The sequence below is a fragment of the Halalkalibacter sp. HAAS-P013 genome (assembly GCF_056619925.1).
The window spans coordinates 281,551-304,567 of record NZ_JBWQTU010000008.1 but is presented as its reverse complement, the minus strand read 5'-3'; the positions used below and the strand labels follow the sequence as shown (position 1 = coordinate 304,567).

The window sequence follows — 23,017 nt, the reverse complement described above, 5'->3', positions numbered from 1 at the left end:
CTTAACTTCGACAGGATTATGTGAATGTGTCTTTTTTCTTGTCATGTAACTCTCCCCTTATAACGTGATTATGTCGTATCTTATACTATCCTATCTGTCCATTATAAGGGGGGCAACCAGCTGTCACTACCCGTATTTTGACGATATTATTTCGATATATTTCGAGCAAACACCTATACCAAGGTGGTTCGAATGATCGAGGCAGTTAAACGTCCACACTAAAAATAGCCGGAGGGAGTTCCCACCGGCTAACTATATATAACACCAATTTCTAAATATCAATATATTCAGAAAATATTACCTCTTGATTCCCAATATTAGCAGAACCTGCAATACCAACCGAACCAGAAATTTGTGCAGACACATCCGACAAAATATCACCATATAAATTAGGCATAACGATGACATCAAATAATTCTGGACTATCTGCTAGTTTTGCAGCGCCGATATCTACAATCCAATGTTCTTTTTCAATGTCTGGGTATTCTTCTCCAATTTCATTAAACACCTTTGTAAAAAGTCCATCCGTTAATTTCATAATGTTATCTTTTACAAAGCAAGTTACTTTTTTACGGCCTTGACTGCGTGCGTATTCAAATGCATAACGTACTATTTTTTCTGTACCTGGTCTGGTAATAAGTTTCAAGCATTGATACACTTGATTTGTTTGCCTATGCTCAATACCAGCATATAAATCTTCCTCATTTTCTCGTATGATGACAACATCCATTTTTGGATGCTTTGTTTCAACAAATGGATGATAGGATTTAGCAGGTCTTACATTTGCATACAGCCCCAATGCTTTTCGTGTAGTTACATTTTAACTCTTGTACCCTCCGCCCTGGGGTGTAGTTATTGGTGCTTTCAAAAAAACTTTTGTTCTTCTTAGTGAGTCCCAAGCATTTGGTTCCATCCCTGTTGATATACCACTCTTATAAACTTCCTCACCGATTTTAATTTCTTCAATATCAAGTTGGGCTCCTGCAGCCTCTAATATATTCAATGTAACCTTCATGATTTCTGGGCCAATCCCATCTCCATAAGCAACTGTTATTGGGGTTTTTGTCATCAATATTTCCTCCATATCTATTATTAATCTATTACCTTGATACTGCCTAAACCTTCACAATAATAACAAATAACAAAGCCCTATTTAGAACAACTTTTACATATAGAATTTACTGTTTGTTTTGAATGTTTATTTTCATAATGACAAAAGTTACAAGGAATTCTCCATGCCCGTTACAGACATAGCAATCCAAACCACGTCACCTCCTTTTTCAATCTATTTATTGTAATAACCCTAATTTATTAAGGATTACACCAATCACAATAAGTGGGAGATGATGTTGTAACACCATCTTGACGAGGTTCTTCTTTTCTAAAATTGCAACTAGGACAGCCATATACTTCTTTTGCAATTTGTTTTGTCCTAAGACCACAACCTTCACAAGGTAATCCACGAACCACATCTACTACTCCCCATCCTGGACAAGAACAATTCGGACATAAGTTCATCAATCGAACAGCTAGTTTTTCCGCTAGCTTATTTATTGCCTTCATACGGGTAGGATTCATATGAGCTCGCATATCTGTTTCGACATGAACTAAGCCATCTGCAGATGCAGAAGTACAAAGGTTAATAGCTTCCTTCACCTCAGAAGATCTCTTTAACCCCTTAAAAGTAAAACCTTGAATTAAACCTGAATTTGGTCTAACAACTAAGGCATGGGAAGGGAAATGTACCTTATCTAGGAAATCTTTAAGATCATTAAAAGAAGTAACTGTTTTTGCATCATAATTGGTTTCGAGGCTTATCTCCTGCTCAATAACTTCGATACCACGTTCGTCATCAATCCATAAAAGGATTTCATGGTCTTCTGCAACCATAGGAAAATAACGATGTGGTCCAAAACTTCCTTCACTCGCTAGTCCTAGAGGAAGACCAAGTTCATCCATACCCATTCTTGCTTTTTTTCGGAGAGTTTCTAACGGTGTAAACTCACGTTCTACTTCTCCAGAAAATGTTCCTAATAGATCGGTATTAATCTTTTCAGGAACTTTAATTGATACTCCTAATAGTTCATTGAAAGGCTTACCAATGGCTTGTCGTTTATCATGCATTGTTGATAGGGCAGCTTTTCTACCCTTGTAGGGATGCATATTGTATATTCCCCCTCTCTTTTAGTTTTTAACAGGTTTTTAATATTTATTTTCCAAATTACTCGCTAATTTAAAAGTCATCATTCTTTCACCCGTTTTAGTACTAACATCGGTATGAAAACTCACTACTTCTTCATCAGTTATATTAAAAATCAATCTCTTTAGGTCTTCTATCCCTGATTCAATGAGATCAGTTCTTGTTTTTTTAATCAACAAAACTCCTTCTTTATCTTTACACAGTGCATACTCAGCAGGAGTTAAAATACCACGAAGTATAACAATAACTAAATCTCTTAAAATATCTGTTTTAACAGCTATTGGACCACGGCCAAGATATTCTTTTTGCCATTGAATTAAAGCTTTACTGATTTCAGATTCAGTCGCACCCTTTGTTTTGTTCATTTTTACCCCTCTTTTTCATTTAATATGGTAAAGTCACTTAGTTGGAAATGAAGTACTTTCAGTGGTTACCAGTTTTCCCAACGTCCTTCGGGATCAACACTCGCAAGTCGTATCTGGAAAGAGCTTCTCTTACTTTAGGTTGAATGTTATTTACTCAATAAAAAAACCGACAACTTCAAACGTCAATGATGATTTAAATTCATTGAATCTGAAAATTGTCGGTTTCACCTCAACTAACTTCAGCGAAGTCTTTTGATGAGCTACCTTTTTATTGGTCATAATAATTTATGTTTATAAATTCTCCCTTAAAAAAATCGGTATATCTCTAATCTAATTCCCCTAGATTATAAAATATACCGATTTACATTACTCTCTCATTCTTGTACTTTAGGAAACTTTTTCATCCAGTCAATATTTAAAATATTATAAAGAATGCTAAAGGCCTAATTATTTAAGAAGTTGAAAATAAACATCTACCGATTGATTATAAAATTATAAATAATATATACCAAGTTTTATAAATCTGTCAACAACAAAATTCCCTTATATATAATCGTCTCTTAGTGGTTGCCAGTATCGTTGTACTCCGCAGTAAGGGATATAGAAATGGTTAATAATTTTAAAGAATACCGTAAAGTCCATCTACATTGCATCCAAATGCATACATGTGATTAAAATAAAAATGGCTCAATTCATAAGAGTCAAGCCATAAAATATTTACTTGCTGCTTTTACTGTCACTGTTTAGGCTGCATCCCCATTATATTCACACAAATATTCTTGCATACCTTAATTCAATAAAAAAGCTGATTCCGCATCTCTATGTTTTGTTGGACTAGTGAATATGTTAGTTTGGCTTTTTTAAATTATTTTAAAGATATATTGAACAGAAAATAAGTTATAGTAAAATTAATTTATACATAAATTAACGCATATTCTTCATTATTCTTTTAGCTTTTATAAAATTAAATGTTTCTTTTAGTAACTCCTCGTCTACGATTTCATCCTCAATAATGAGTTTGTACTTTCCTTGCAATAGTCCTATATCAGAAATTAGGTAATAAGCATCGGAATTTTCATCATTGGCATGGCTAGGACTATTCGAATACCCTACTAAATAATCAATTGAAACGTTAAACATGGTAGCAATTCTTTTCAGTGTCTCAGTTTCTGGTGAACGATTGCCGTTTTCATAACCCGAGACAGCTACCTTTGAAACCCGAATTTTATCTCCTGCTTCTTGTTGGGTTAATTTGTTTTGTTTTCTTAAACGTTTAAACCTTGATTTAAAGTCAGGCATGAATAGTGTGCCTCCTTTTTACTAGTAATTTTTATATAATTATACCATTTTATTAATTTCAATAACACTATTAAACTACTAGGTATTTTAGCCCATTAATTAACTTGTAGTAAACAAAACATTGCAAATTAACTATATGATAACTATACTAGTCTATGTTGTGTAAAATAAACTAAATTTACAAAAAAATGAAGGGGTGTAAAAAATTGAAAAGCTGTAAGGGGATTTCATCAATTTTAGGGGTTGCTTTTTTAGCAATGACGTTAGTAGCATGTTCGGACTCTACTTCTAGTGAGCCGGTAGCAGAAGTAGAACCTGCAGAATCAACGCATGACATCACAGAGGAGGAAGTTCTCGAATTTCAGCAAAGCTGGGGAGAAGGAATTGTTCATATCGGAGAAGTATACAGCGAGGGGGGCGACTATGAAGCCGCTGCTACTGAGCATATCGAACGTTTCTATGGTTATGACATGAGTGATGTTCTTTTCAAACCAACTTTAGCTAGAGAGGAACGTTTCCGCGGTACCTTTGAAAGTGCTTTGTCTTATTTCGTGGGTGGAGATATTTCCGAGGATAGTGGTTTTGCTATCGCACCTTGGTCAGATGTACGATGGGAAAATGAAGGGGTTTTAATTGAAGGAAATAAGGCTGTAAGTATGGGCGTGTATTATTTCACACCAGCTGATGGAGGAGAGCCTGTCGAAGTAGAATACACTTTCACTTTTAAAAAGGATAATGATGGCGACCTGAAAATTGTCCTTCACAGCTCTCATCTTCCATATAGTGCTACTCAAGCAATCACAGAGGAAGAAGTTCTGGAATTTCAGCAAAGCTGGGGAGAAGGAATTGTTCATATCGGAGAAGTATACAGCGAGGGTGGCGACTATGAAGCTGCTGCTACTGAACATATCGAACGTTTCTATGGTTATGACATCGGCAATGTTCTTTTCAAACCAACTTTGGCTAGGGAGGAACGTTTCCGCGGTACCTTTGAAAGTGCTTTGTCTTATTTCGTGGGTGGAGATATTTCCGAGGATAGTGGTTTTGCTATCGCACCTTGGTCCGATGTACGTTGGGAAAATGAAGGGGTTAAAATTGAAGGAAATAAGGCTGTAAGTATGGGCGTGTATTATTTTACACCAGCTAATGGTGGAGAACCTGTCGAAGTAGAATACACTTTCTCATATACAAGAAATAATGATGGCGACCTGAAAATTATCCTTCACAGCTCTCATCTTCCGTATAGTAATTAATTAGTTTAATAGCAAATATGCTTAGTTTATAATGTAGTACTTATAAGTATGGTGAGATGTTGTGGTCGGGAAACCAACATTATCTTACCAAGAAGTGAGGTTTTTTTATTACCCGCTAAAAGCTTTCTAGAACCCCTGGCTATGCCAGGGGTTTTCTAATCCACAAAACAAATATGAAAAATGACATTACTTTTTTCATTATAGAACCTCTCTCCTCCATAGTATTGAAGTAAACTACTTCGTCAATAACAGAAAGGCAGAACCTCTATTCAGCTAGCTATCGCCCATTAGTTAGTATCTTTTTTTCAAACGCCCAACAACATACCCAACTAAACATGTGAAGTAAAGAAAAAATATACTAAAAACACCTACACTTACGGATGGGAGTACATTAAAGAAATATCTAATAGCTCCGTATATTGGTATGGTGAATAGGAAATTAGCTGGATAGAAAACAGGTGCCAAAAACAGAAAGTAACCAGTTAAAAATATAAATAAGCCTATACTCCAATATTTAGTGATGAATAAAAGAAAATTAACGCTTTTTTGCTTTCCCATATATGCACTGTAAAAGAACATAATAATAACAAACAATATTGAAGAAATTGCACCAATTAAAGTAGGTTCACTCTTCATTACATGAATATCAAAACTAATCCAACCAAAAATAGAACTAACTAATAAAATAAAAATTACGTGTTTATACATAACTCCTCCCAGTTTACTTTTTATAAGAAGTAGATAAATATTTTAATAGAACTTTTCTGCTCGTTATTCAATAACTATACTGACACTTTATTCTAACTCCTTGAAAAAACCTTCGAAATCAAGAGTTTTCTGTTGTCGAAAGCCAAAGTTTTTGTATTCGATCATTAGATGACTAATATAATTGTTAACACTTAATCCCAAAGCTATCTTTTAGAAACCTGCACGTTCGTACAATAACTTCAACAGAAAAAGCGCCAATCCTCTCTTGGATTAACGGTACCCGTTCGTATTATAAGGTTAGCCAGATTTTCTGGTTGACCTTTTTTTATTTGGTCTTATTATAGCAGTAGTCAGGGTAGAACGTCCGCACCCGTGAAACTTAGATCCCGTCAACTAAACCGTTCACCCCCTACTGGTAGAAACATGATTTAGCCTGGTTGGAACAAAGATCCCACATGATAAACTCCAAAGCACTGAAGTCATGCGATCGACTTATTCATATTCAATTGCCTCTAAAAGTTTTTCTACAGCGGCCATTGCTTTCAACTATCTTCTATTTCGGATACCTAGCAGGGTTAGAACCTCCTCGGCAAGTTTTCGGCATGCCGGTGTTCCCTCTGCTCCCCCGAACCTGTCCTTCATCCGTGCATTTTCATCCGTATAAAACCGATGGTTAATCGCTTTTAGGAGACTTATTTTAGCCAATTTAAGACCGTCAAAATTACGATAGCCACTTTCCGGATCCCGGTTCGCCCGTATGTACCCTTCTTTATCCCAATACCTGATGGCTGTTCGGGATACGTTCATTCTTTCTGCGGCTTTCCCTAAGGGCCAGAGACATGATTTTTTCTCCGAGTATTCAATTAGTTCAACGGCTTTCATCACGAACTTCTTTTCCTCTTCGTTAAGCTGTATCATTCTCTAATGCTGTCCCCAAAGCTTAGTTACCCCATTAATATCTCACGAATATCCTCTTCTGTTAAGGCAACTGACCGTTGCTCTTCTGAATCCACAATCTCCGCAATAAGATCTCTCTTTTTCTCCTGTAGCTCATTCATCTTTTCTTCAATCGTCCCACGAGCCACTAGTTTTATAACCTTCACTCTTTTGTTCTGTCCCATTCTGTGTGCTCGGTCTGCCGCTTGTTCCTCGACCGCTGGATTCCACCAAAGATCATATAAGATAACGGTGTCCGCCCCTGTCAGGTTCAGTCCAGTTCCCCCTGCTTTTAAGGAAATCAAGAACAGCTCTCTCTCCCCATCATTGAATCGCTGGCAAAGGTCTAATCGTTCCTCTGATGGCGTCTGCCCATCCAGATAGAAATAAGTACGCCCTCTTAATGTGAGCTCTCTGCCAATTAGTTCAAGCATTTTCGTGAATTGGGAGAAGATCAGCACTCTTCTTCCCACATGTCTTGATTCTTCAATTATTTGCATGAGCTGCTCAAATTTCGCTGAGCTTCCCTTATATCCATCTACAAACAAAGCCGGATGACAACAAATTTGGCGCAGCCTCGTTATTCCTGCTAATATTTTTATCCGATTTTTTCGCAGAGTATCCTTATCGAGGTGCTTGACTGTTTCGTGCCTGAGCTTTGCTAAATAAGCCAGATAGAGCTTCTTTTGTTCAGGGAGCAGTTCGGCTGATACAAGTGACTCCTCTTTCTTAGGTAACTCGGAAAGCACATCCTCTTTCATTCTACGTAGTAAAAACGGGCGAACTCTTGTAGCAATTTGTTTCCTCGTTAGCTCGCTGTATTCCTTTAATCCTTGGAATAGCTGAGGAAAGACGACATGATAAATCGACCAAAGTTCTTCAAGTGAATTTTCCACCGGTGTTCCTGTCAGCCCAAACCGATGTTCAGCCTTAATCCTTTTAACGGCTCGAGCGGTTTGGGTTACTGGGTTTTTAAACGCCTGAGCTTCGTCAAAGAAAACCGTATGAAACATTTGCTTTTCATACCATTTGATATCCCGTCGGAGTAACGGATAGGACGTAATGATGATATCTTCTTTCCTATCCTTTAGAAGCCGTTCTCTTTCTTCTTTCTTTCCATCGATCACAACCGCTTGTAGTTCTGGTGCAAATCTCATGATTTCATGTAACCAGTTATACGTTAAGGAGGATGGACAAATAATTAGCACGGGGTGGCCGCTTTCACGAATACCCGGAAGCTCTGAAACGATGAAGGTAATGCTTTGCACCGTTTTTCCCAGCCCCATGTCATCGGCTAGAACACCTCCAAAACCATAGCTTGCGAGTGTCTTCATCCAATGATACCCGCGTTTTTGATAGTCTCGTATTACAGAATCTAAGTCTTTAGGTACCTCATATTCTACGTTTCCAGGATTCTGCAGCTGATCAATAAATTGACGAAATGATTCCCCTGCCTTAAAAACATCGCTGTCCTCAATGGAATCAAGAAATTTGAGTCCTTGTGCGATAGGCATATTCAAATTAGCTTGCCAGTCTTGATCTTGAGGCAAAGCGGCATTCAAGAAACGCTGAATTTCTTCCATTTCTCTTGTCTCAAGCGACAGGAGAGATCCATTTTGAAGACGGTAATATTTACGCTTCTCATCTAATGCAGCTAAAATCTCCTTAATCTCATTGTCTGCCACCCCGTCCATCTCGAATGTAAATGCCAGCCAATTGGTTCTTTCTTTTTGATTGACCTTCACTTTTATTTTCGGAAAAGAATTCTTTTTAAAGATGCGGTTTCGCACAGCCGTTGTCGCATAGATTTGGACTTGTTGTTTAAGCTTCGGAACGACATGGTATAAAAATTCATACTCAAGCAATTCATTTTGCATGAAATAACCGCCATCTGTTTTTGAAAACCCGCTTTGCTCTATTAATTGCAGGATTTCCTCTTCTTTTTCCAAATCTCTGATCACCATCGGTCCTTTGGCAATGTCTCGACTTTCTAATGGTTGAATCATGATATTTTCATAATGAAATTCTAGTCCTGCAAGAAGTCGGTTTCTCAAACGATCCAAGTAGAGCTTGGCAACAAGTGGGGCTTTCAACATCTCCTGAGACAACGCTTTTGAAAGGTGGACCTCACCAATTTTTTTCAGGCCAGGCACGATTTCAGTAAGAAAAAATTCAATTTGTCCCTGTGGAATCGGAACATTATTGTTACTTGGGGACGCTAGCATCTGCTTTAATTCAAATAATCGATCGCAATCTTTTTCCTCTAGCTGAAACACTTTCCCCTCACACAACACCAAACGATAAAGTGGTAAAACACTCATTCGTTCAAAACCTTTGATCGCCAATTGATAATCGGGTCCCGCGGTTTCTTCAAGGGTAAACTGGATAGGAGGTGCTCCTTCCACCAGTTTTAATCGTTCAAATGCATGCCCATCATGCATAAGCGAAATGAATGGGGCTTTTGAGAATAAAGGGATAAGGTCCTCCCAAGAGGATGGTGGAATCAGTAATGTCTGATTCGTATCGGTAACCTCAGGCATTGCTTCGAGAAAGGCTTTTTCATCATGAATGATCCGAATAAGCTGTTGAATAACGGCATCTGTTTCCTCGGAAAAACAGTGAATGCTTGGGTCATAGGTAGCTACACTAGATTTTCCTTGTTTCACATTTACTAGAAACTCTCGTATGTATCGTACTTTTGTCTTCCCGATCTCAACTTCTATTCCTAGTAAGGGCTGATTCTTTCCGAGCAAAATAGGTTTAATGGTAAACCTGACAGTCAGAACTTCTCTTTTTTCAAAATAACGTTGCTGTCCACTTGTTTGTGTTGGTTTTTCTTGAAAAAGAGAGATGAAGTCTTTTGTTAACTCACCATAGGCAGCTGGATCAGCTTGTACACTTAAAGGGGATGTTCCTTGACGTTGCAGATCATAAATCGAAAGTAAAACAGCCGCGATATGCTGGCAGTTTTTTTGGAAATTGGCTAATGTAGGACAACTACACGTCATCTGAGTGTCCCCAGCTTCTCCTTTTTCAATGGTGACATGAAAGTCTTCCTTCCCTCTAACGGTCGCTTCACAGAAATTAGGGCTATACTCTTGAAATGTCACTTTATTGGAGCGATAAAAAGAGTCCCCTTTTTTATAGGAGACCATACCGCATAATTCTTTAATCATCTTGTGAGTTAGTGTAATCTCCATGACTTCCGCTCTCTTCTTTGATTTGGTCTTAAATAAACCCTATCACAATTTTGATAAGCAAAAAAGGTTTAAGCTTATGGCACCACGATATTATGAATAATTATCTCTATGAGCATTAGTAACCTTACTTAAGTAGTTAATGCCTTGAATTAGAATTTTGTTCCGAATAACCTTTTTCCTCCTGTAAAAACTAACATAATACTAGTTCAACTGATTTAAAGCATAACTAGGAGGGGCACAAATGGTTTCATTAAACGATATTGTAACAGCTCACGAAAAGATGGCGGGAATCGTACATAAAACTCCATTAGAATACTCACTTACCTTTAGTAAATATTCGGATAACGATATTTATTTAAAGCTTGAGAATTTGCAAAAGACAGGTTCCTTTAAAGTACGCGGCTCCTACAATAAAATGATTTCATTGAGAAAAGAAGAATTAATAAATGGGGTCGTTGCTGCTTCTGCAGGAAATCATGCACAGGGTGTTGCTTACGCCAGTACGATGCTAGGCATCCCTTCTACCATTATCATGCCAGCAGGGGCTCCATTAAGTAAAGTACAAGCAACAAAAGAATATGGTGCAAACGTTGAATTAAAAGGAGCTGTATTTGATGAAGCCCTTGCCTATGCTCTAGAACTAAGAAATCAAACAGGCGCTGCTTTTGTTCATGCCTTTGATGATGAAGCCATCATCGCTGGTCAAGGAACGGTTGGACTGGAAATTATGGAACAGATTTCTGAAGTCGACGCCATTGTCTGCCCAGTCGGAGGTGGCGGGTTACTTGCTGGACTCGCAACAGCAGTGAAAGAAAAAAATCCATCTATACAAGTCTACGGAGTGGAAGCAGTGGCTTGTCCGAGTATGGCGAAGTCGCTTTTGGAAATGGAACCAATTACAGTCGATGCTAGTCCAACGATGGCAGATGGGATTGCGGTTAAAAGGCCAGGACAACACACCTTTCCGTTAGTCCAACGATACGTGGATGACATGCTCACTGTTGATGAAACAGAAATTGCTCGAACGATGCTCATGCTACTTGAGAGGAACAAACTACTCGTGGAAGGATCAGGCGCAGTTTCACTAGCTGCCCTGTTAAATCAAAAGCTTCCTATCAAAAACAAGAAAGTTGTACCCGTTATTAGTGGAGGAAACGTGGATGTAAGTTTTATATCTAGAATTATTGAAAGAGGTATGGTAGAGGCCGGACGATTTATGCGTTTCAATACCATTCTCAAAGATAAGCCTGGAAACCTTGAAAAGGTGTTACAGGTTGTGACAGAACACCAAGGAAATATATTAGATATCTCCTTTAGCCATATGGGGGATAAAATTTATCCGAGCTATGCCCAATTATCCATTTCTGTTGAAACAAGAGATCGGCACCATATTGAAGAAATATTTAACGCATTGCAGAAAAAAGGGTTCACAGCGGAAATGATCTAAATTTGAAAAAAGATCGAGACCGCCGGTGCTTGCATGTACTGGCGGTCTGATCTCGTATAAAGGTGAATCTCTAGTGTTAGTAAAAGAATCCTCCATATAAAATTGTCAGCAAGGTCTATGGTTACAAAACATTAATCACTACCAGTGATCAAAAGATCATCTTTTAATAGCGCTAATATGCTCTCTGCCGATACGGAGTCTCCTTCTTTTATACAAAGAGAGGTAATCGTGCCACTTGCACCTACGGAAATCTCTTCCACATTTCCTTCAAACGTTTTAATAAAAATTAACTTTTCCCACTCGTAGACGTATGAGTCCTCTTTAATTAAAACTTTTTCAATGATCCCTTTACAAGGACTTGTTATCGTATGAGTTTCTTGAATCATTATAAACACCTTCCAATTTTAATTATATTAATTTCCAACTTCTATAGCGTGATTTCTCTTCCATTCTCTATAAACCGACCATATACGCTGCATTTTTAACAGTAATTTTAAGCGGTATGCAGCAGGTACAACAATTTCACAGTTAGACTTAACGTAATCAATTCATTGAAGTATGTTCCTCCTTAAAGTTCAGTAGTCCAGTACTTCCTTGGATAATTGATTATTCATTTCCCTTCTATGTGTGTACGGTTATCATACACATTTAGCAGGTACAATTTAGTCTATTGTTTAAGTTACGGAAAGAAACAAAATACTACAAGTACATAATAATTATAATTTTTCATTTTTAATTATTTGAATAGCCGATATCCTTCGGAAACAGGATATCGGCTTTTTTGATGTGAAAAATGCTTATGTACAAAATCTTAGCTATGCACATCTTCTAAACCCACCCTCTAAAACGAGAGGCTTCTGCCATTCGCCGAACCCCCACCATATAAGCGGCTAGACGCATGTCAACTTGATGTCTTTGTGATATTTGAAATATATTTTCAAATGATTGCTTCATAATCGTGCGTAATTTTTTATCAATCTCTTCTTCATCCCAATAATACCCTTGATTATTTTGAACCCATTCAAAATAGGAAACCGTGACACCACCTGAGCTGGCTAATACATCTGGTACTAGAAATTTGCCACGTTCTGTTAATATTTTAGTAGCTTCTAATGTTGTTGGTCCGTTTGCAGCTTCTACAATAATCTCCGCCTTAATCTCATGAGCATTGTCCACCGTAATTTGATTGGATATCGCAGCCGGTACAAGAATATCACAATCAGACTTCAACAGCTCTTCATTGCTTATCGTTTGCTTAAATAGATTGGTCACCGTGCCAAAGCTATCCCTCTTACTTAACAAATAATCAATATCAAGGCCATCCGGATTATAAAGAGCTCCGTAAGCATCGGATATTCCGACTACCTTCGCTCCAACTTCATGCATGAAAGAAGCTAGGAAACTCCCTGCATTTCCAAATCCTTGTATAATCACACGTGCGCCTTGTAATTTAAGACCCTTTTTCTTTACAGCCTCTTCTATACAAATGGTTACACCCCTTGCTGTAGCACTTTCTCTTCCATGTGAACCACCAAGTACAAGTGGCTTTCCTGTAATAAAACCTGGTGAATCAAATTCTCGAATACGGCTATATTCATCCATCATCCAAGCCATTATTTGTGAATTTGTAAATACATCCGGTGCCGGAATGTCTTTTGTTGGGCCTACAATTTGACTAATGGCTCGTACATATCCCCGACTTAACCTTTCTAATTCTCTAAAAGACATGCTTCGCGGATCACATACAATCCCACCCTTCCCCCCACCATACGGAAGATCAACAATTCCACATTTTAAACTCATCCAGATCGATAACGCTTTCACCTCTTCTTCACTTACTTCAGGATGAAATCGTATTCCTCCTTTTGTTGGTCCTATAGCATCATTATGTTGTGCACGATAACCAGTAAATATCTTTACTTCTCCGTTATCCATACGAACGGGAATACGTACTGTAAGCATTCTGATTGGTTCTTTTAAAAGCTCGAACATTTCATCTTTATAGCCTAATTTATGCAACGCTTCTTGTATGACCCTTTGTGTAGAATGGAACAGACTTAATACATTCTTTTTTTCTTCCTTTTTGATTTCCTTTGTAGTGATCATCTTCTATACCACCCTTATTCTTTTTTTTATATTCATATAGGTTCTTACATGTCTGATCCAATTGTTAAAAAATACTAAAATCCCATTCATTTGCAAGATTTTTCAAAAGCTCAACTCCTGCTATGCTATTTCCAAACTCATCGATCGCTGGTCCATAAATGCCTATGCCACACCCCTTTTGAAAAGGGATCTTTTGCTCATATCTTGCTGGAATTGAAGCGATAATCCCCCCTGACACTCCACTTTTTGCTGGGACCCCAACAAAAGCTGCAAATTTCCCTGAGGCATTATACATCCCACAAGTCATCATTAAACCTTTTATCAACTTTGCTACCTCCTTAGGAAAGACTTGCTTTTTTTGAATCGGGTCGTATCCATTTTGAGATAAAATTAAACCCATTCGAGCAATATCTTTGGCATTAACTTCGATGGAACATTGTTTTAAATAAACTTCTAACGCATCTTCGACCTCCGATTCTAAGAAACCGCTTTCTTTTAAATAGTAAGCTAATGCCCTATTTCGATTGGCCGTTTTCCATTCTGACTGAAAGACTCTTTCGTTAAAAGTTGGTCGTCTCCCAATCATTTTTTCAAGCAATTCATATACCGAATTTAACTTTTGCTTAGGTGATTCCCCATTAAGGAGAGAAGTTATTGTAATAGCACCTGCATTAATCATTGGGTTAAATGGTCTCCCCGGTTTATTCATTTCCAACCGGACAATCGAATTAAATGCATCCCCTGTTGGTTCAACATCAACACGTTCTAGCACATAAGAAATTCCACGGTCTAAACATGCAGCAATAAAACTAATGACTTTTGAGATACTTTGTAGAGTAAAAGGAACATCCCATTCGCCTGATTTGATCTCCACACCTTCTGGGGTAATGATGCAAACCCCTAAATCCAAGAGATTTGACTCCCCTAAAGCAGGAATGTACTCTGCACAACGACCTTTCCTACCAAGTGGACGGCATTGTTTTACCCAGCGATCGAGATTTTCTCCCTCAATGAAATTCATACTTATCCTTTTTCCCTGTAATGATTGCATTCGCCTTCCCTCCGTTGTAACCGCTTCCATTATTAAGCTGTCAACTTTCATATTTAGATTAAAATCTAAACTACGAAAAAGAACAAAACACTACAAATCGATTAAAAAAGTTTTTTTCTTCCTTCACTCGAATGAGTTGAAGTAGACGTCTCAATAGGTTACTTTTTCGAGGGCACTAAAAAAGGTAAAAACCGACCTTTTTCAGTGCTTAAATTAAGTAGCAATGGCGCCGCACGTTGCGCGCCTTCTATGAGAAAACCACTCATAGAAGGCTTTTTAAAATATTGCAGCGGCTCTGCACATTGCTTCGAGGGCACTGAAAAAGGTAAAAACCGACCTTTTTCAGTGCCCTCTACTTTTTGCTCTATTGAGACACCTACAGGCCAAAGTGGTTTTAAAGACGAAGGACCATACATGTTCATCAAAGGTCCTTTTTTAGCTCTCTCTTTACCCTAGTAAAAGCAATAAAATCTCTTAATTCCTCAACAGTTAATGGAGAATGATCAAGTATTAGTACATGTTCCTCTGATGCCAATAGTTCTGTAAGTTCAAATTTCGGAAGTTTTTCTACTTCGCGGTCCAAAATATAATCAACCGTTGTTTCGTACAAATCAGCAATGTCTGCTAACGCTTGGATAGAAGGCATTCTATAGCCAGATTCATAGCCCGCATACGTACTTTTTGCAATACCAAGTCGGTCAGCCGTTTCCTGCATGGACCAATTTCTCTTCTTTCTAAGTTCTGATAATCGCTTTAGCAACTGGATCCCTGCTTCCGTATTTTTTATAGTTTGATAGTAGAGGAAAAGTTATTTTTCTTCTATGACAAACTTTGAACACGCTCTTATCGTCATAAATTATAGCATGAGAAAATAACTCATCAAGAAAAACGTTCTCGAAACGAGAACAACATATTGATTTTAGTTCGCTCATATTATAATATAATAAACATTAAGGTCGCGATACGCAAACACTATTACGATATTGGAATCTAAAGGTGGACACATATGAAAAAACTATTGTTACTTGCTACTGGTGGGACGATTGCATCAATTGAAGGTGAGGAGGGACTTGTTCCCGGCCTATCAGCAAAGGATCTACTAGATTATTTTAACGACACATCTTTATCTGTTGATGTAACCTATCAAATCCTCATGAACAGAGATAGTACAAATATGCAGCCAGAACATTGGGTTGAAATTGCAGAAGCTGTGCATCAAAACTATGACCAGTATGATGGATTTGTGATCACTCATGGAACCGATACGCTAAGCTTTACGTCCGCGGCATTGTCCTATATGCTGCAAGGATTGCAAAAGCCAGTTGTTGTGACAGGTTCTCAAGTTCCTATCAGCTTTAAACATACAGATGCCAAAAAGAATCTATCAGATTCACTTCTTTTTGCATGTGAAAACATAGGCGGGGTTTTTGTTGTATTTGATGGGCGTGTCATAATGGGAACAAGGGCTGTAAAAATGAGAACAAAAAGCTATGATGCTTTTGAAAGTATTAACTTACCCTATGTCGCTATGATAAAAGAAAATCGGATCACCTACTACTGGCAGCCTGAACGTAATGAACTGAAACTTACGTTAGATACAAGTTTATGTCCTGATGTATTTGTTTTGAAATTACACCCTGGAACAAAACCGGAGATTTTTGACTTTTTGAAGAAGTTGTATAAAGGGGTAATTATCGAAAGTTACGGAAATGGTGGAGTTCCATTTGAACAAAGAAATCTCTTACCTAAAATAAAAGCGTTAATTGATGAAGGCGTCGTCGTCCTCATTTCAACTCAATGTTTAGAAGAAGGAGGAGATTTATATCTTTATGAAGTAGGCAGAAAGGTTGCACAATATGATGTGATTTTATCTGGAGATATGAACAAAGAGGCCATTGTGGCCAAGCTAATGTGGGCACTGGGTAAAACGACTAATATAAAAGAAGTCAAACAAATCATAGAAACTCCACTGGCTCGGGATCTATCTACAACTTGGGATAGTGAGGATGAATAAGATCTATCGGTTTATTTGGAACTGTCGCGGATGATATCGAACGAAAAGGAGCTCAAATAACGGGGCGACGATGTTATTGTTTAAATAAAATCCCCCTAAAGTAGTTTAAATACCTTTTACATAAAGATATAGTTCCAAGTCTACTTTAAGGGGGTTCATTTCAACCTTTTTAATTATAACTCTATTTGAGCATGTCGCTGTAGACAAGCTCTCCCGTTTTCATCATTAGGCTTCTTTATGCTTCTTAAGCTTTTCTTCATCTTCCCAGCATTCCACATTTTTTAGGCCTTCAATGCTGCTAGCATAAAATACAGGATCTTTGCCCTCTTTTTTCTGTTTAACGTAATCTTTTAATACAGCAATCGCAATTTTCCCAATTAAAAGAAGAGCAATTAAGTTTGTGATCGCCATTAGCGCCATAAAGAGATCAGCTAGATTCCAAACCATGCTTAGACTTGATACGGACCCAAATAATACTACTGCTAAGACAGCTAGACGGAAGACAAGGAGCATCGTCTTATTTTCCTTAATAAATTCCAGATTGGATTCACCATAGTAGTAATTTCCAACAATCGAACTAAAACAAAATAACAAAATGGCAATAGCGACAAAAATTGTTGCCCACGAACCAACATGACTAGCTAAGGCACTCTGAGTAAGCTGAATGCCACCCATTCCTTCTCCTTGAACACCAGATAATAAAATAATAAACGCAGTTGCACTACAAATGAATAACGTGTCGACAAACACACCTAATGTCTGAACAAACCCTTGTTTTGCTGGATGACTCACATCGGCGGTTGCTGCTGCAACAGGTGCACTCCCCATTCCAGCTTCATTCGAAAATAATCCGCGCTTGACACCATTCATAATGGCTGCACCAATCCCACCAGCAACCGCTTCGTTGAAGCCGAATGCACTAGAGACGATAAGACCAATCATCCCAGGAATTTCGCCAATGTTTCCGATCACTACATATGTAGCTAAAATTAAATAACAAAGAGCCATAATCGGAACAACTACCTGAGTCACTTTAGCAATACGTTTCACGCCGCCAAAAATCACCAATCCAGTCAGTACAGTTAGAGCAATACCAAGGACAAGTCGATTTATGCCAAAGGCTTCCTCAAATGCAGATGTTATCGTATTTGCTTGAACCGAATTAAAAGCCAGTCCAAAACAGAAGGTGATTAATATCGCAAACAATACACCCATCCATCTAGCACCAAGAGCTTTTTCCATATAAAAGGCTGGGCCACCCTTGTACCCATTGGATCCTTTAACCTTATATACTTGTGCTAATGTACTTTCAATAAAGCTTAATGCTGCACCAAAAATAGCAACAACCCACATCCAAAAGACAGCACCTGGACCTCCTAAAGTAATCGCAATGGCCACCCCAGCAAGATTACCAGTCCCAATTCTTGATGCAGCACTAATACAAAAAGCTCCGAATGATGAAACTTGTTTCTTTCCGCTGTTAGTCGAAGGACTTTCTTTCATTAAACGAAACATTTCTCCAAGATTTCTAATTTGAACAAATTTCGTTCTGAACGTAAAATAAATACCTAACCCAACAAGTAAAACAATTAACACATAGGACCATAAAATTGTATTTCCCCAATCAATGATCGCTTCTACCATAAGAATCACCTCTTTAGTTTTTTATTTACCCGCGTTCAAATCTCACTTTTTAAATCATTGACACCTCCTAAACCTTGTAAGCGTTTGCATTTTGGTTGCTTACAAATATACATAAGTATAGAAAGAAATCTACAAAAAGAGACCGGATGCTACAAGAAAACACAAAAAAATATCGAGTCTGTTTCAAAAAAGTAGTTTTTTCACAGCAATAAGTGGATCCCCGAAAGCTCTAAAGCCAATGGGATACGCGTTGACGCGCGGCGTGCGGAGTCATTGGCCCTAATTTATCGCAAATATAGTTGAATAAAAATAACTTTTTATATAGAATTATGCTTAAATCTTCGATAGTCTTTTTGAACAAGCCCTAGGAGTGACACCTTTGAACCTTTATCCTTTACTTAAAAAAGAACGTACGATTATGATTTTCATGATCCTTTTTGTTCCACTAGCGGGCGAAATTAATTTTTACCCCATTAATGAAACATTCCGAGTTAGTTTAGGCCCACCCGTTCTTTTTCTATTTCTACTATTTTTAAGAAACATCGCTATCATTCCAGGCTTTTTAACTGCTACTGTAGTTGTCGTTTTTCGACTTCTACTCGATTGGCTGATGCTAGACAACTTTAACTGGGTAACATCGTTCGAATCTCATTATCCCACTTTTTTCTTTTATTTCACTTATACTTGTCTTTTTTATGTAATGAAAGTTAATCGTTACCACCATCGCCCCTTAATCATTGGCTTATTTGGGATCATTATTGAATTAATATCAGACTTTGTAGAGTTATTCGTGCAATATCTTGTATTTGGAATGACCATTACTTCTAATTCTTTGACGGAAATGGTTATCATAGCACTTTCTCATAGCTTTATGGTCTTAGGTGTTTTTAGTATGATGAAGTTATATGAGACTCAATCACGGGAGCGCGAAGTTCGAAAGCAAAATGAACATATGGTCATGCTCGTCTCCAATTTGTATGAGGAATCGATTCACTTGAAAAAATCACTTCAAAACTCCGAGGCAATTACTAGAAAGGCTTACGAGCTATATAGAGGATTAAATCAGGATCAACTTATTAACAGCAATGTCATCAAAAGAACTCGTCAACAACTTTTAGAAATCGCTGGTGAGGTACATGACATTAAAAAAGACAATCAAAGAATTTTTGCTGGATTATCTAAACTTATTACAAATGAAAGTTTCTCAGATTATGTCAATGTCAATGAGCTCATTCATATTATTGTTCGAGCCAATGAAAAGTATGCTCGCTTATTAGAAAAAGAAGTTAAATTTAGTTATACGATTGAGGGAGTGCACTCTCGTTACCATATCTATTCGATTTTATCGATTCTCAATAATGTAGTTGCAAACGCCGTAGAAGCTATTACTAATAAGGGAACCGTTAAAATAGAAGTGACCGCAAAGCAGAATTGGGTTGAGTTTAACATTGAAGACGATGGAGCCGGGATTACTGATAAGCATAAAAAATTAGTATTCAAACCTGGCTTCACTTCTAAATTTGACCTTATGGGTAATCCCTCAACAGGCATTGGATTAACCTTTGTAGAGGATATGGTCACAAAACTTAACGGCACCGTTACCTTCCAAAGTCGACCTGGGAATAAAGGAACTGTATTTACAATTAGCTTGCCAGTTGAAAATTTAGTAGAAAAGGAGTGTTCTAGATGAACTTCTATATTACCGATGATGATGAAATCGTTCGTTCTATGCTCGCTCAAATTATAGAGGATGAAGACCTAGGGCAAGTTGTAGGTGAATCTGAAAATGGTGCATTATTAGATGGAGAAACATTAAACATAAAAAAGGTCGATATTTTATTAATTGATTTACTAATGCCTCATCGTGACGGTCTTGAAACGATTCGAGCAATCAAACCTACGTTTAAGGGAAAAATCATTATGATTTCACAAATAGAATCAAAGGATCTAATTTGTGAAGCGTATTTACTTGGGATAGAGCACTATGTGAATAAACCGATTAATAAAATCGAAGTATTAGCTGTGCTTCAAAAAGTGATGGAGCATATCCGGTTAGAAAAATCGATTTATGACATTCAAAAGTCGTTAAATACCGTCCTTCACATTGAACCTAAGTGGAAACCGTCTGCTTATAAAGAGGATAATATTAAGACTTATGGCCAATTTCTTTTATCTGAATTAGGGATCTCTGGCGAAAGCGGCTCTAGAGATTTACTAGATATATTGGTTTATTTATTTAATTATGAGAAGAAGTATACATTTGATCACGAAATGCCCTCTCTTACTACTATTTATGAGCATGTAGCTACAAAAAAGCTAGGAGCAACTGCGGATGATGAAGATCTAAGAAGAGAGATAAAAGCTTCTAAACAGCGGGTCCGAAGAACGATTTATCATTCCTTAAATCACTTAGCATCTCTTGGACTTACTGACTTTTCAAATGCACTTTTTGAAAAGTATGCCTCCCACTTTTTTGATTTTACAGTTGTTCGAAAAAGGATGTTAGAATTAAAAAACGAATCTGGATCACCGGTAACTTCTACTCGAGTTAATACAAAAAAATTTATTCAAACGTTATATTTTGAAGCCAAACAGATGATGTCCGAGTAATCAATTTCAGCGATTATAAATATGATAGAGTTTGTTTAGTACTAAGAACCAAGTTTAAAAAGAATTTAAATGTAATAAATTATAAAGAACAGAGTCATTTACCGAGATTCTGTTTTTTGTTTAATAGCCCCATTTTATTTCAAATATCGTGACTTTATTTCTTTCCTAAAAAAAATCCTGCCCCTAGCAAATTACCACCGGGAGCAGGAACATAAACTATTATTTTAAGAGCGGAAACTTCCACTAATTGGTCTCTAATGATGACCTAGCCCTACCCAAGCTAAACCAATCAAGAGATAGCCTCTCCAATTCACTGCATCAAATTAGGCAAGAACGTAATAATCTGCGGAAAAACGATAAATAAAATAGTTAGAATGACCATCTATATCTATATCTACATCGGAACAACACTAACAAATATTCTTTCAAGAGGAATCGATTTATCTATTCGATATAACATAAAAGAGGCATAATACTTTGCACATATGAACTTGCGACATTATAGGTTGTCATACCCACTGGAACCAATCAGAATAATCTGATTGGCTCCATTTTCATTATTGATTTCCTTTTTTCGCCCATTCAGCTACTGTAACTGTACGTTTCGCTTGATGTTTCACAGCCGCTTCCACATCTTCAATCATTTTTCCGTCTTGCCCGACTGTTACACTTACACCATATGGGTTTCCACCTGATGTAAATTGAACTGGATCCGTGTAACCAGGTGATGCAATAATCGCCCCCCAATGATGCATTGTAGTGTAAAGATTTAAGATTGTTGCTTCTTGACCGCCGTGAGAATTTTGAGCTGAAGTCATAGCACTTACTACTTTATTTACAAGCTTCCCGTTAAACCATATCCACCAGTTGTATCTAGGAATTGCTTCATTTGTGCTGGCATGTTTCCAAAACGTGTTGGTACACTGAAAATAATCGAATCTGCCCATTCAAGGTCGTCTAAAGTAACCTCAGGAACATCTTTCGTTGCTTCAACATGTGCTTTCCAACCTTCATTTTCATCGATTGAATATCATGTAACTGTGACATGAAACGAGAACCGACTTCTTCTGCATGTTCAGATAAACCATTTTCTTTCACATATTTAATCGTTGCTGTTCCGGCTGCAAAGGCCATCTGATTGCCACGGAACGTCCCAGCATGTGCACCAGGGTTCCACTTATCTAAATCTTCATGATAGACCACAACAGCTAAAGGAAGCGAACCGCCAATTGCTTTTGAGAGAACGACTACATCTGGTGTTATTCCTGAATGTTCGAAGGCAAATAACTTTCCTGTCCTTCCTAAGCCGGTTTGAATTTCATCGATAATAAGAGGGATCCCTTTTTCTTTTGTCATTCTTCTTATTTCCCGTACCCACCTATCTGGTGCCGGAATCGCTCCGCCTTCGCCCTGAACAATTTCCATAATCATTCCTGCTGGAGGAACAATGCCACCCTCAGGATCATGTAAAAGCTGTTCAATATAGGCTTGACCTATTTCTACCCCTTCTTTTCCCCCGATGCCAAACGGGCAGCGATAATCATATGGAAACGGCAAGAAATGTACATCCGGCATTAGACCAGGGATCTGTTTCTTCGGTCCCAAATTCCCCATCAAGCTAAGAGAGCCGTGGGTCATTCCGTGATAACCACCTTGAAAAGCCAACATGCTTCTATTACCCGTTGCCGTTTTCACTAACTTCAAGGCTGCTTCTACAGCATCTGAGCCAGACGGACCACAAAATTGGATTCGAGCTTTTTTAGCAAACTCTTCAGGAAAACTTGAAAACAATTCTTCCACAAACTCTTCTTTTACCGGTGTTGTTAAATCTAATGTATGTAATGGCAGCTTATCATCCAACACTCTCTTAATCGCTTCTATGACAACAGGATGATTGTGTCCTAACGCTAATGTTCCAGCACCACCTAAGCAGTCGATATACACTTTCCCCTCCACATCTATTACATAAATCCCATTTGCTTCACGAATGGCAATTGGAATACGACGTGGATAAGAACGAGCATTTGACTCACGATTAGCTTGGGAATCAAGATATTGTTCATTTTTTAAGTTGCCCTGCATTTGTTTCCCCACTTTCTTGTTTAAAATCTTATCTTAAATAGCAATTAAATATCGATAATGATTATCAATATCACCCAATCGCCACTGTATGCATCTTATTAA

The 23,017-nt window shown here is 37.7% G+C and carries 18 protein-coding genes and 2 pseudogenes; 5 read left to right on the top strand and 15 right to left on the bottom strand.

The window, feature by feature from the left end:
* Window positions 1–292: 292 nt before the first annotated feature.
* From AC1FXP_RS13120 to AC1FXP_RS13105, 4 genes and pseudogenes are all read right to left on the bottom strand, one after another.
* Window positions 293–1,069: pseudogene (locus AC1FXP_RS13120) on the bottom strand (isocitrate/isopropylmalate family dehydrogenase); the annotation flags it as partial.
* 242 nt (window positions 1,070–1,311) lie between these two features.
* Window positions 1,312–2,163, bottom strand: a complete 852-nt coding sequence (locus AC1FXP_RS13115; protein WP_480062051.1) for a DUF6671 family protein — start codon at window positions 2,161–2,163, stop codon at window positions 1,312–1,314.
* A 39-nt stretch (window positions 2,164–2,202) separates the two neighbouring features.
* Window positions 2,203–2,565, bottom strand: a complete 363-nt coding sequence (locus AC1FXP_RS13110; RefSeq protein ID WP_480062049.1) for a Na-translocating system protein MpsC family protein — start codon at window positions 2,563–2,565, stop codon at window positions 2,203–2,205.
* A gap of 924 nt (window positions 2,566–3,489) precedes the next feature.
* Window positions 3,490–3,864 carry a helix-turn-helix domain-containing protein gene (locus tag AC1FXP_RS13105; RefSeq protein ID WP_480062047.1) on the bottom strand — a complete coding sequence of 125 codons (375 nt, stop codon included), beginning with the start codon at window positions 3,862–3,864 and terminating at the stop codon, window positions 3,490–3,492.
* Window positions 3,865–4,070: 206 nt separating this feature from the next.
* Between AC1FXP_RS13105 and AC1FXP_RS13100 the strand changes: the two genes are divergently transcribed.
* Window positions 4,071–5,117 carry a hypothetical protein gene (locus tag AC1FXP_RS13100; protein ID WP_480062045.1) on the top strand — a complete coding sequence of 349 codons (1,047 nt, stop codon included), beginning with the start codon at window positions 4,071–4,073 and terminating at the stop codon, window positions 5,115–5,117.
* Between the two features lie 291 nt (window positions 5,118–5,408).
* Here AC1FXP_RS13100 and AC1FXP_RS13095 read toward each other — a convergent pair whose 3' ends face one another.
* The 3 genes from AC1FXP_RS13095 to AC1FXP_RS13085 form a co-directional block, all read right to left on the bottom strand.
* On the bottom strand, window positions 5,409–5,825 hold the full coding sequence (locus tag AC1FXP_RS13095) for a hypothetical protein (protein WP_480062043.1): 417 nt from the start codon (window positions 5,823–5,825) through the stop codon (window positions 5,409–5,411).
* Between the two features lie 546 nt (window positions 5,826–6,371).
* Window positions 6,372–6,743 (bottom strand): MerR family transcriptional regulator, encoded by a 372-nt coding sequence (locus AC1FXP_RS13090; RefSeq protein ID WP_480062041.1) that lies wholly within the window; start codon window positions 6,741–6,743, stop codon window positions 6,372–6,374.
* Window positions 6,744–6,769: 26 nt separating this feature from the next.
* Window positions 6,770–9,961, bottom strand: a complete 3,192-nt coding sequence (locus tag AC1FXP_RS13085; protein ID WP_480062039.1) for a DEAD/DEAH box helicase — start codon at window positions 9,959–9,961, stop codon at window positions 6,770–6,772.
* A gap of 241 nt (window positions 9,962–10,202) precedes the next feature.
* Here AC1FXP_RS13085 and ilvA point away from each other — a divergent pair, with 241 nt between their 5' ends.
* Entirely contained in the window at window positions 10,203–11,408 is a 1,206-nt protein-coding gene (gene ilvA / locus AC1FXP_RS13080) for a threonine ammonia-lyase (protein ID WP_480062037.1), read from the top strand.
* Window positions 11,409–11,539: 131 nt separating this feature from the next.
* Here the strand turns inward: ilvA and AC1FXP_RS13075 are convergent, their stop codons facing one another.
* The 5 genes from AC1FXP_RS13075 to AC1FXP_RS13055 form a co-directional block, all read right to left on the bottom strand.
* Window positions 11,540–11,794 (bottom strand): biotin/lipoyl attachment domain-containing protein, encoded by a 255-nt coding sequence (locus tag AC1FXP_RS13075; RefSeq protein ID WP_480062035.1) that lies wholly within the window; start codon window positions 11,792–11,794, stop codon window positions 11,540–11,542.
* Between the two features lie 442 nt (window positions 11,795–12,236).
* Window positions 12,237–13,514 carry a Glu/Leu/Phe/Val family dehydrogenase gene (locus AC1FXP_RS13070; RefSeq protein WP_480062033.1) on the bottom strand — a complete coding sequence of 426 codons (1,278 nt, stop codon included), beginning with the start codon at window positions 13,512–13,514 and terminating at the stop codon, window positions 12,237–12,239.
* Between the two features lie 64 nt (window positions 13,515–13,578).
* A complete protein-coding gene (locus AC1FXP_RS13065) occupies window positions 13,579–14,535 on the bottom strand; it encodes a glutaminase (protein WP_480062067.1) in 957 nt (318 codons plus the stop codon).
* Between the two features lie 188 nt (window positions 14,536–14,723).
* Window positions 14,724–14,987, bottom strand: a complete 264-nt coding sequence (locus AC1FXP_RS13060; RefSeq protein ID WP_480062031.1) for a hypothetical protein — start codon at window positions 14,985–14,987, stop codon at window positions 14,724–14,726.
* Window positions 14,987–15,325: a helix-turn-helix domain-containing protein gene (locus tag AC1FXP_RS13055; protein ID WP_480062029.1), complete on the bottom strand. Its 339-nt coding sequence runs from the start codon at window positions 15,323–15,325 to the stop codon at window positions 14,987–14,989. The genes AC1FXP_RS13060 and AC1FXP_RS13055 overlap by 1 nt, the downstream gene beginning before the upstream one ends.
* A 246-nt stretch (window positions 15,326–15,571) precedes the next feature.
* Between AC1FXP_RS13055 and AC1FXP_RS13050 the strand changes: the two genes are divergently transcribed.
* Window positions 15,572–16,579 carry an asparaginase gene (locus AC1FXP_RS13050; RefSeq protein ID WP_480062027.1) on the top strand — a complete coding sequence of 336 codons (1,008 nt, stop codon included), beginning with the start codon at window positions 15,572–15,574 and terminating at the stop codon, window positions 16,577–16,579.
* Between the two features lie 225 nt (window positions 16,580–16,804).
* Here AC1FXP_RS13050 and AC1FXP_RS13045 read toward each other — a convergent pair whose 3' ends face one another.
* On the bottom strand, window positions 16,805–18,223 hold the full coding sequence (locus tag AC1FXP_RS13045; protein ID WP_480062025.1) for an alanine/glycine:cation symporter family protein: 1,419 nt from the start codon (window positions 18,221–18,223) through the stop codon (window positions 16,805–16,807).
* Window positions 18,224–18,593: 370 nt separating this feature from the next.
* Between AC1FXP_RS13045 and AC1FXP_RS13040 the strand changes: the two genes are divergently transcribed.
* Together AC1FXP_RS13040 and AC1FXP_RS13035 are read left to right on the top strand one after the other, a co-directional pair.
* Window positions 18,594–19,913, top strand: a complete 1,320-nt coding sequence (locus AC1FXP_RS13040) for a sensor histidine kinase (protein ID WP_480062023.1) — start codon at window positions 18,594–18,596, stop codon at window positions 19,911–19,913.
* Window positions 19,910–20,833 carry a response regulator gene (locus tag AC1FXP_RS13035; protein WP_480062021.1) on the top strand — a complete coding sequence of 308 codons (924 nt, stop codon included), beginning with the start codon at window positions 19,910–19,912 and terminating at the stop codon, window positions 20,831–20,833. The genes AC1FXP_RS13040 and AC1FXP_RS13035 overlap by 4 nt, the downstream gene beginning before the upstream one ends.
* Window positions 20,834–21,390: 557 nt before the next feature.
* Here AC1FXP_RS13035 and AC1FXP_RS13030 read toward each other — a convergent pair.
* Window positions 21,391–21,857: pseudogene (locus AC1FXP_RS13030) on the bottom strand (NAD(P)H-dependent oxidoreductase); the annotation flags it as partial.
* Window positions 21,791–22,915, bottom strand: coding sequence for a diaminobutyrate--2-oxoglutarate transaminase family protein (locus AC1FXP_RS13025; RefSeq protein WP_480062019.1), 1,125 nt, complete (start codon window positions 22,913–22,915; stop codon window positions 21,791–21,793). The gene AC1FXP_RS13025 and the pseudogene AC1FXP_RS13030, both read right to left, overlap by 67 nt.
* Window positions 22,916–23,017 lie beyond the last annotated feature (102 nt).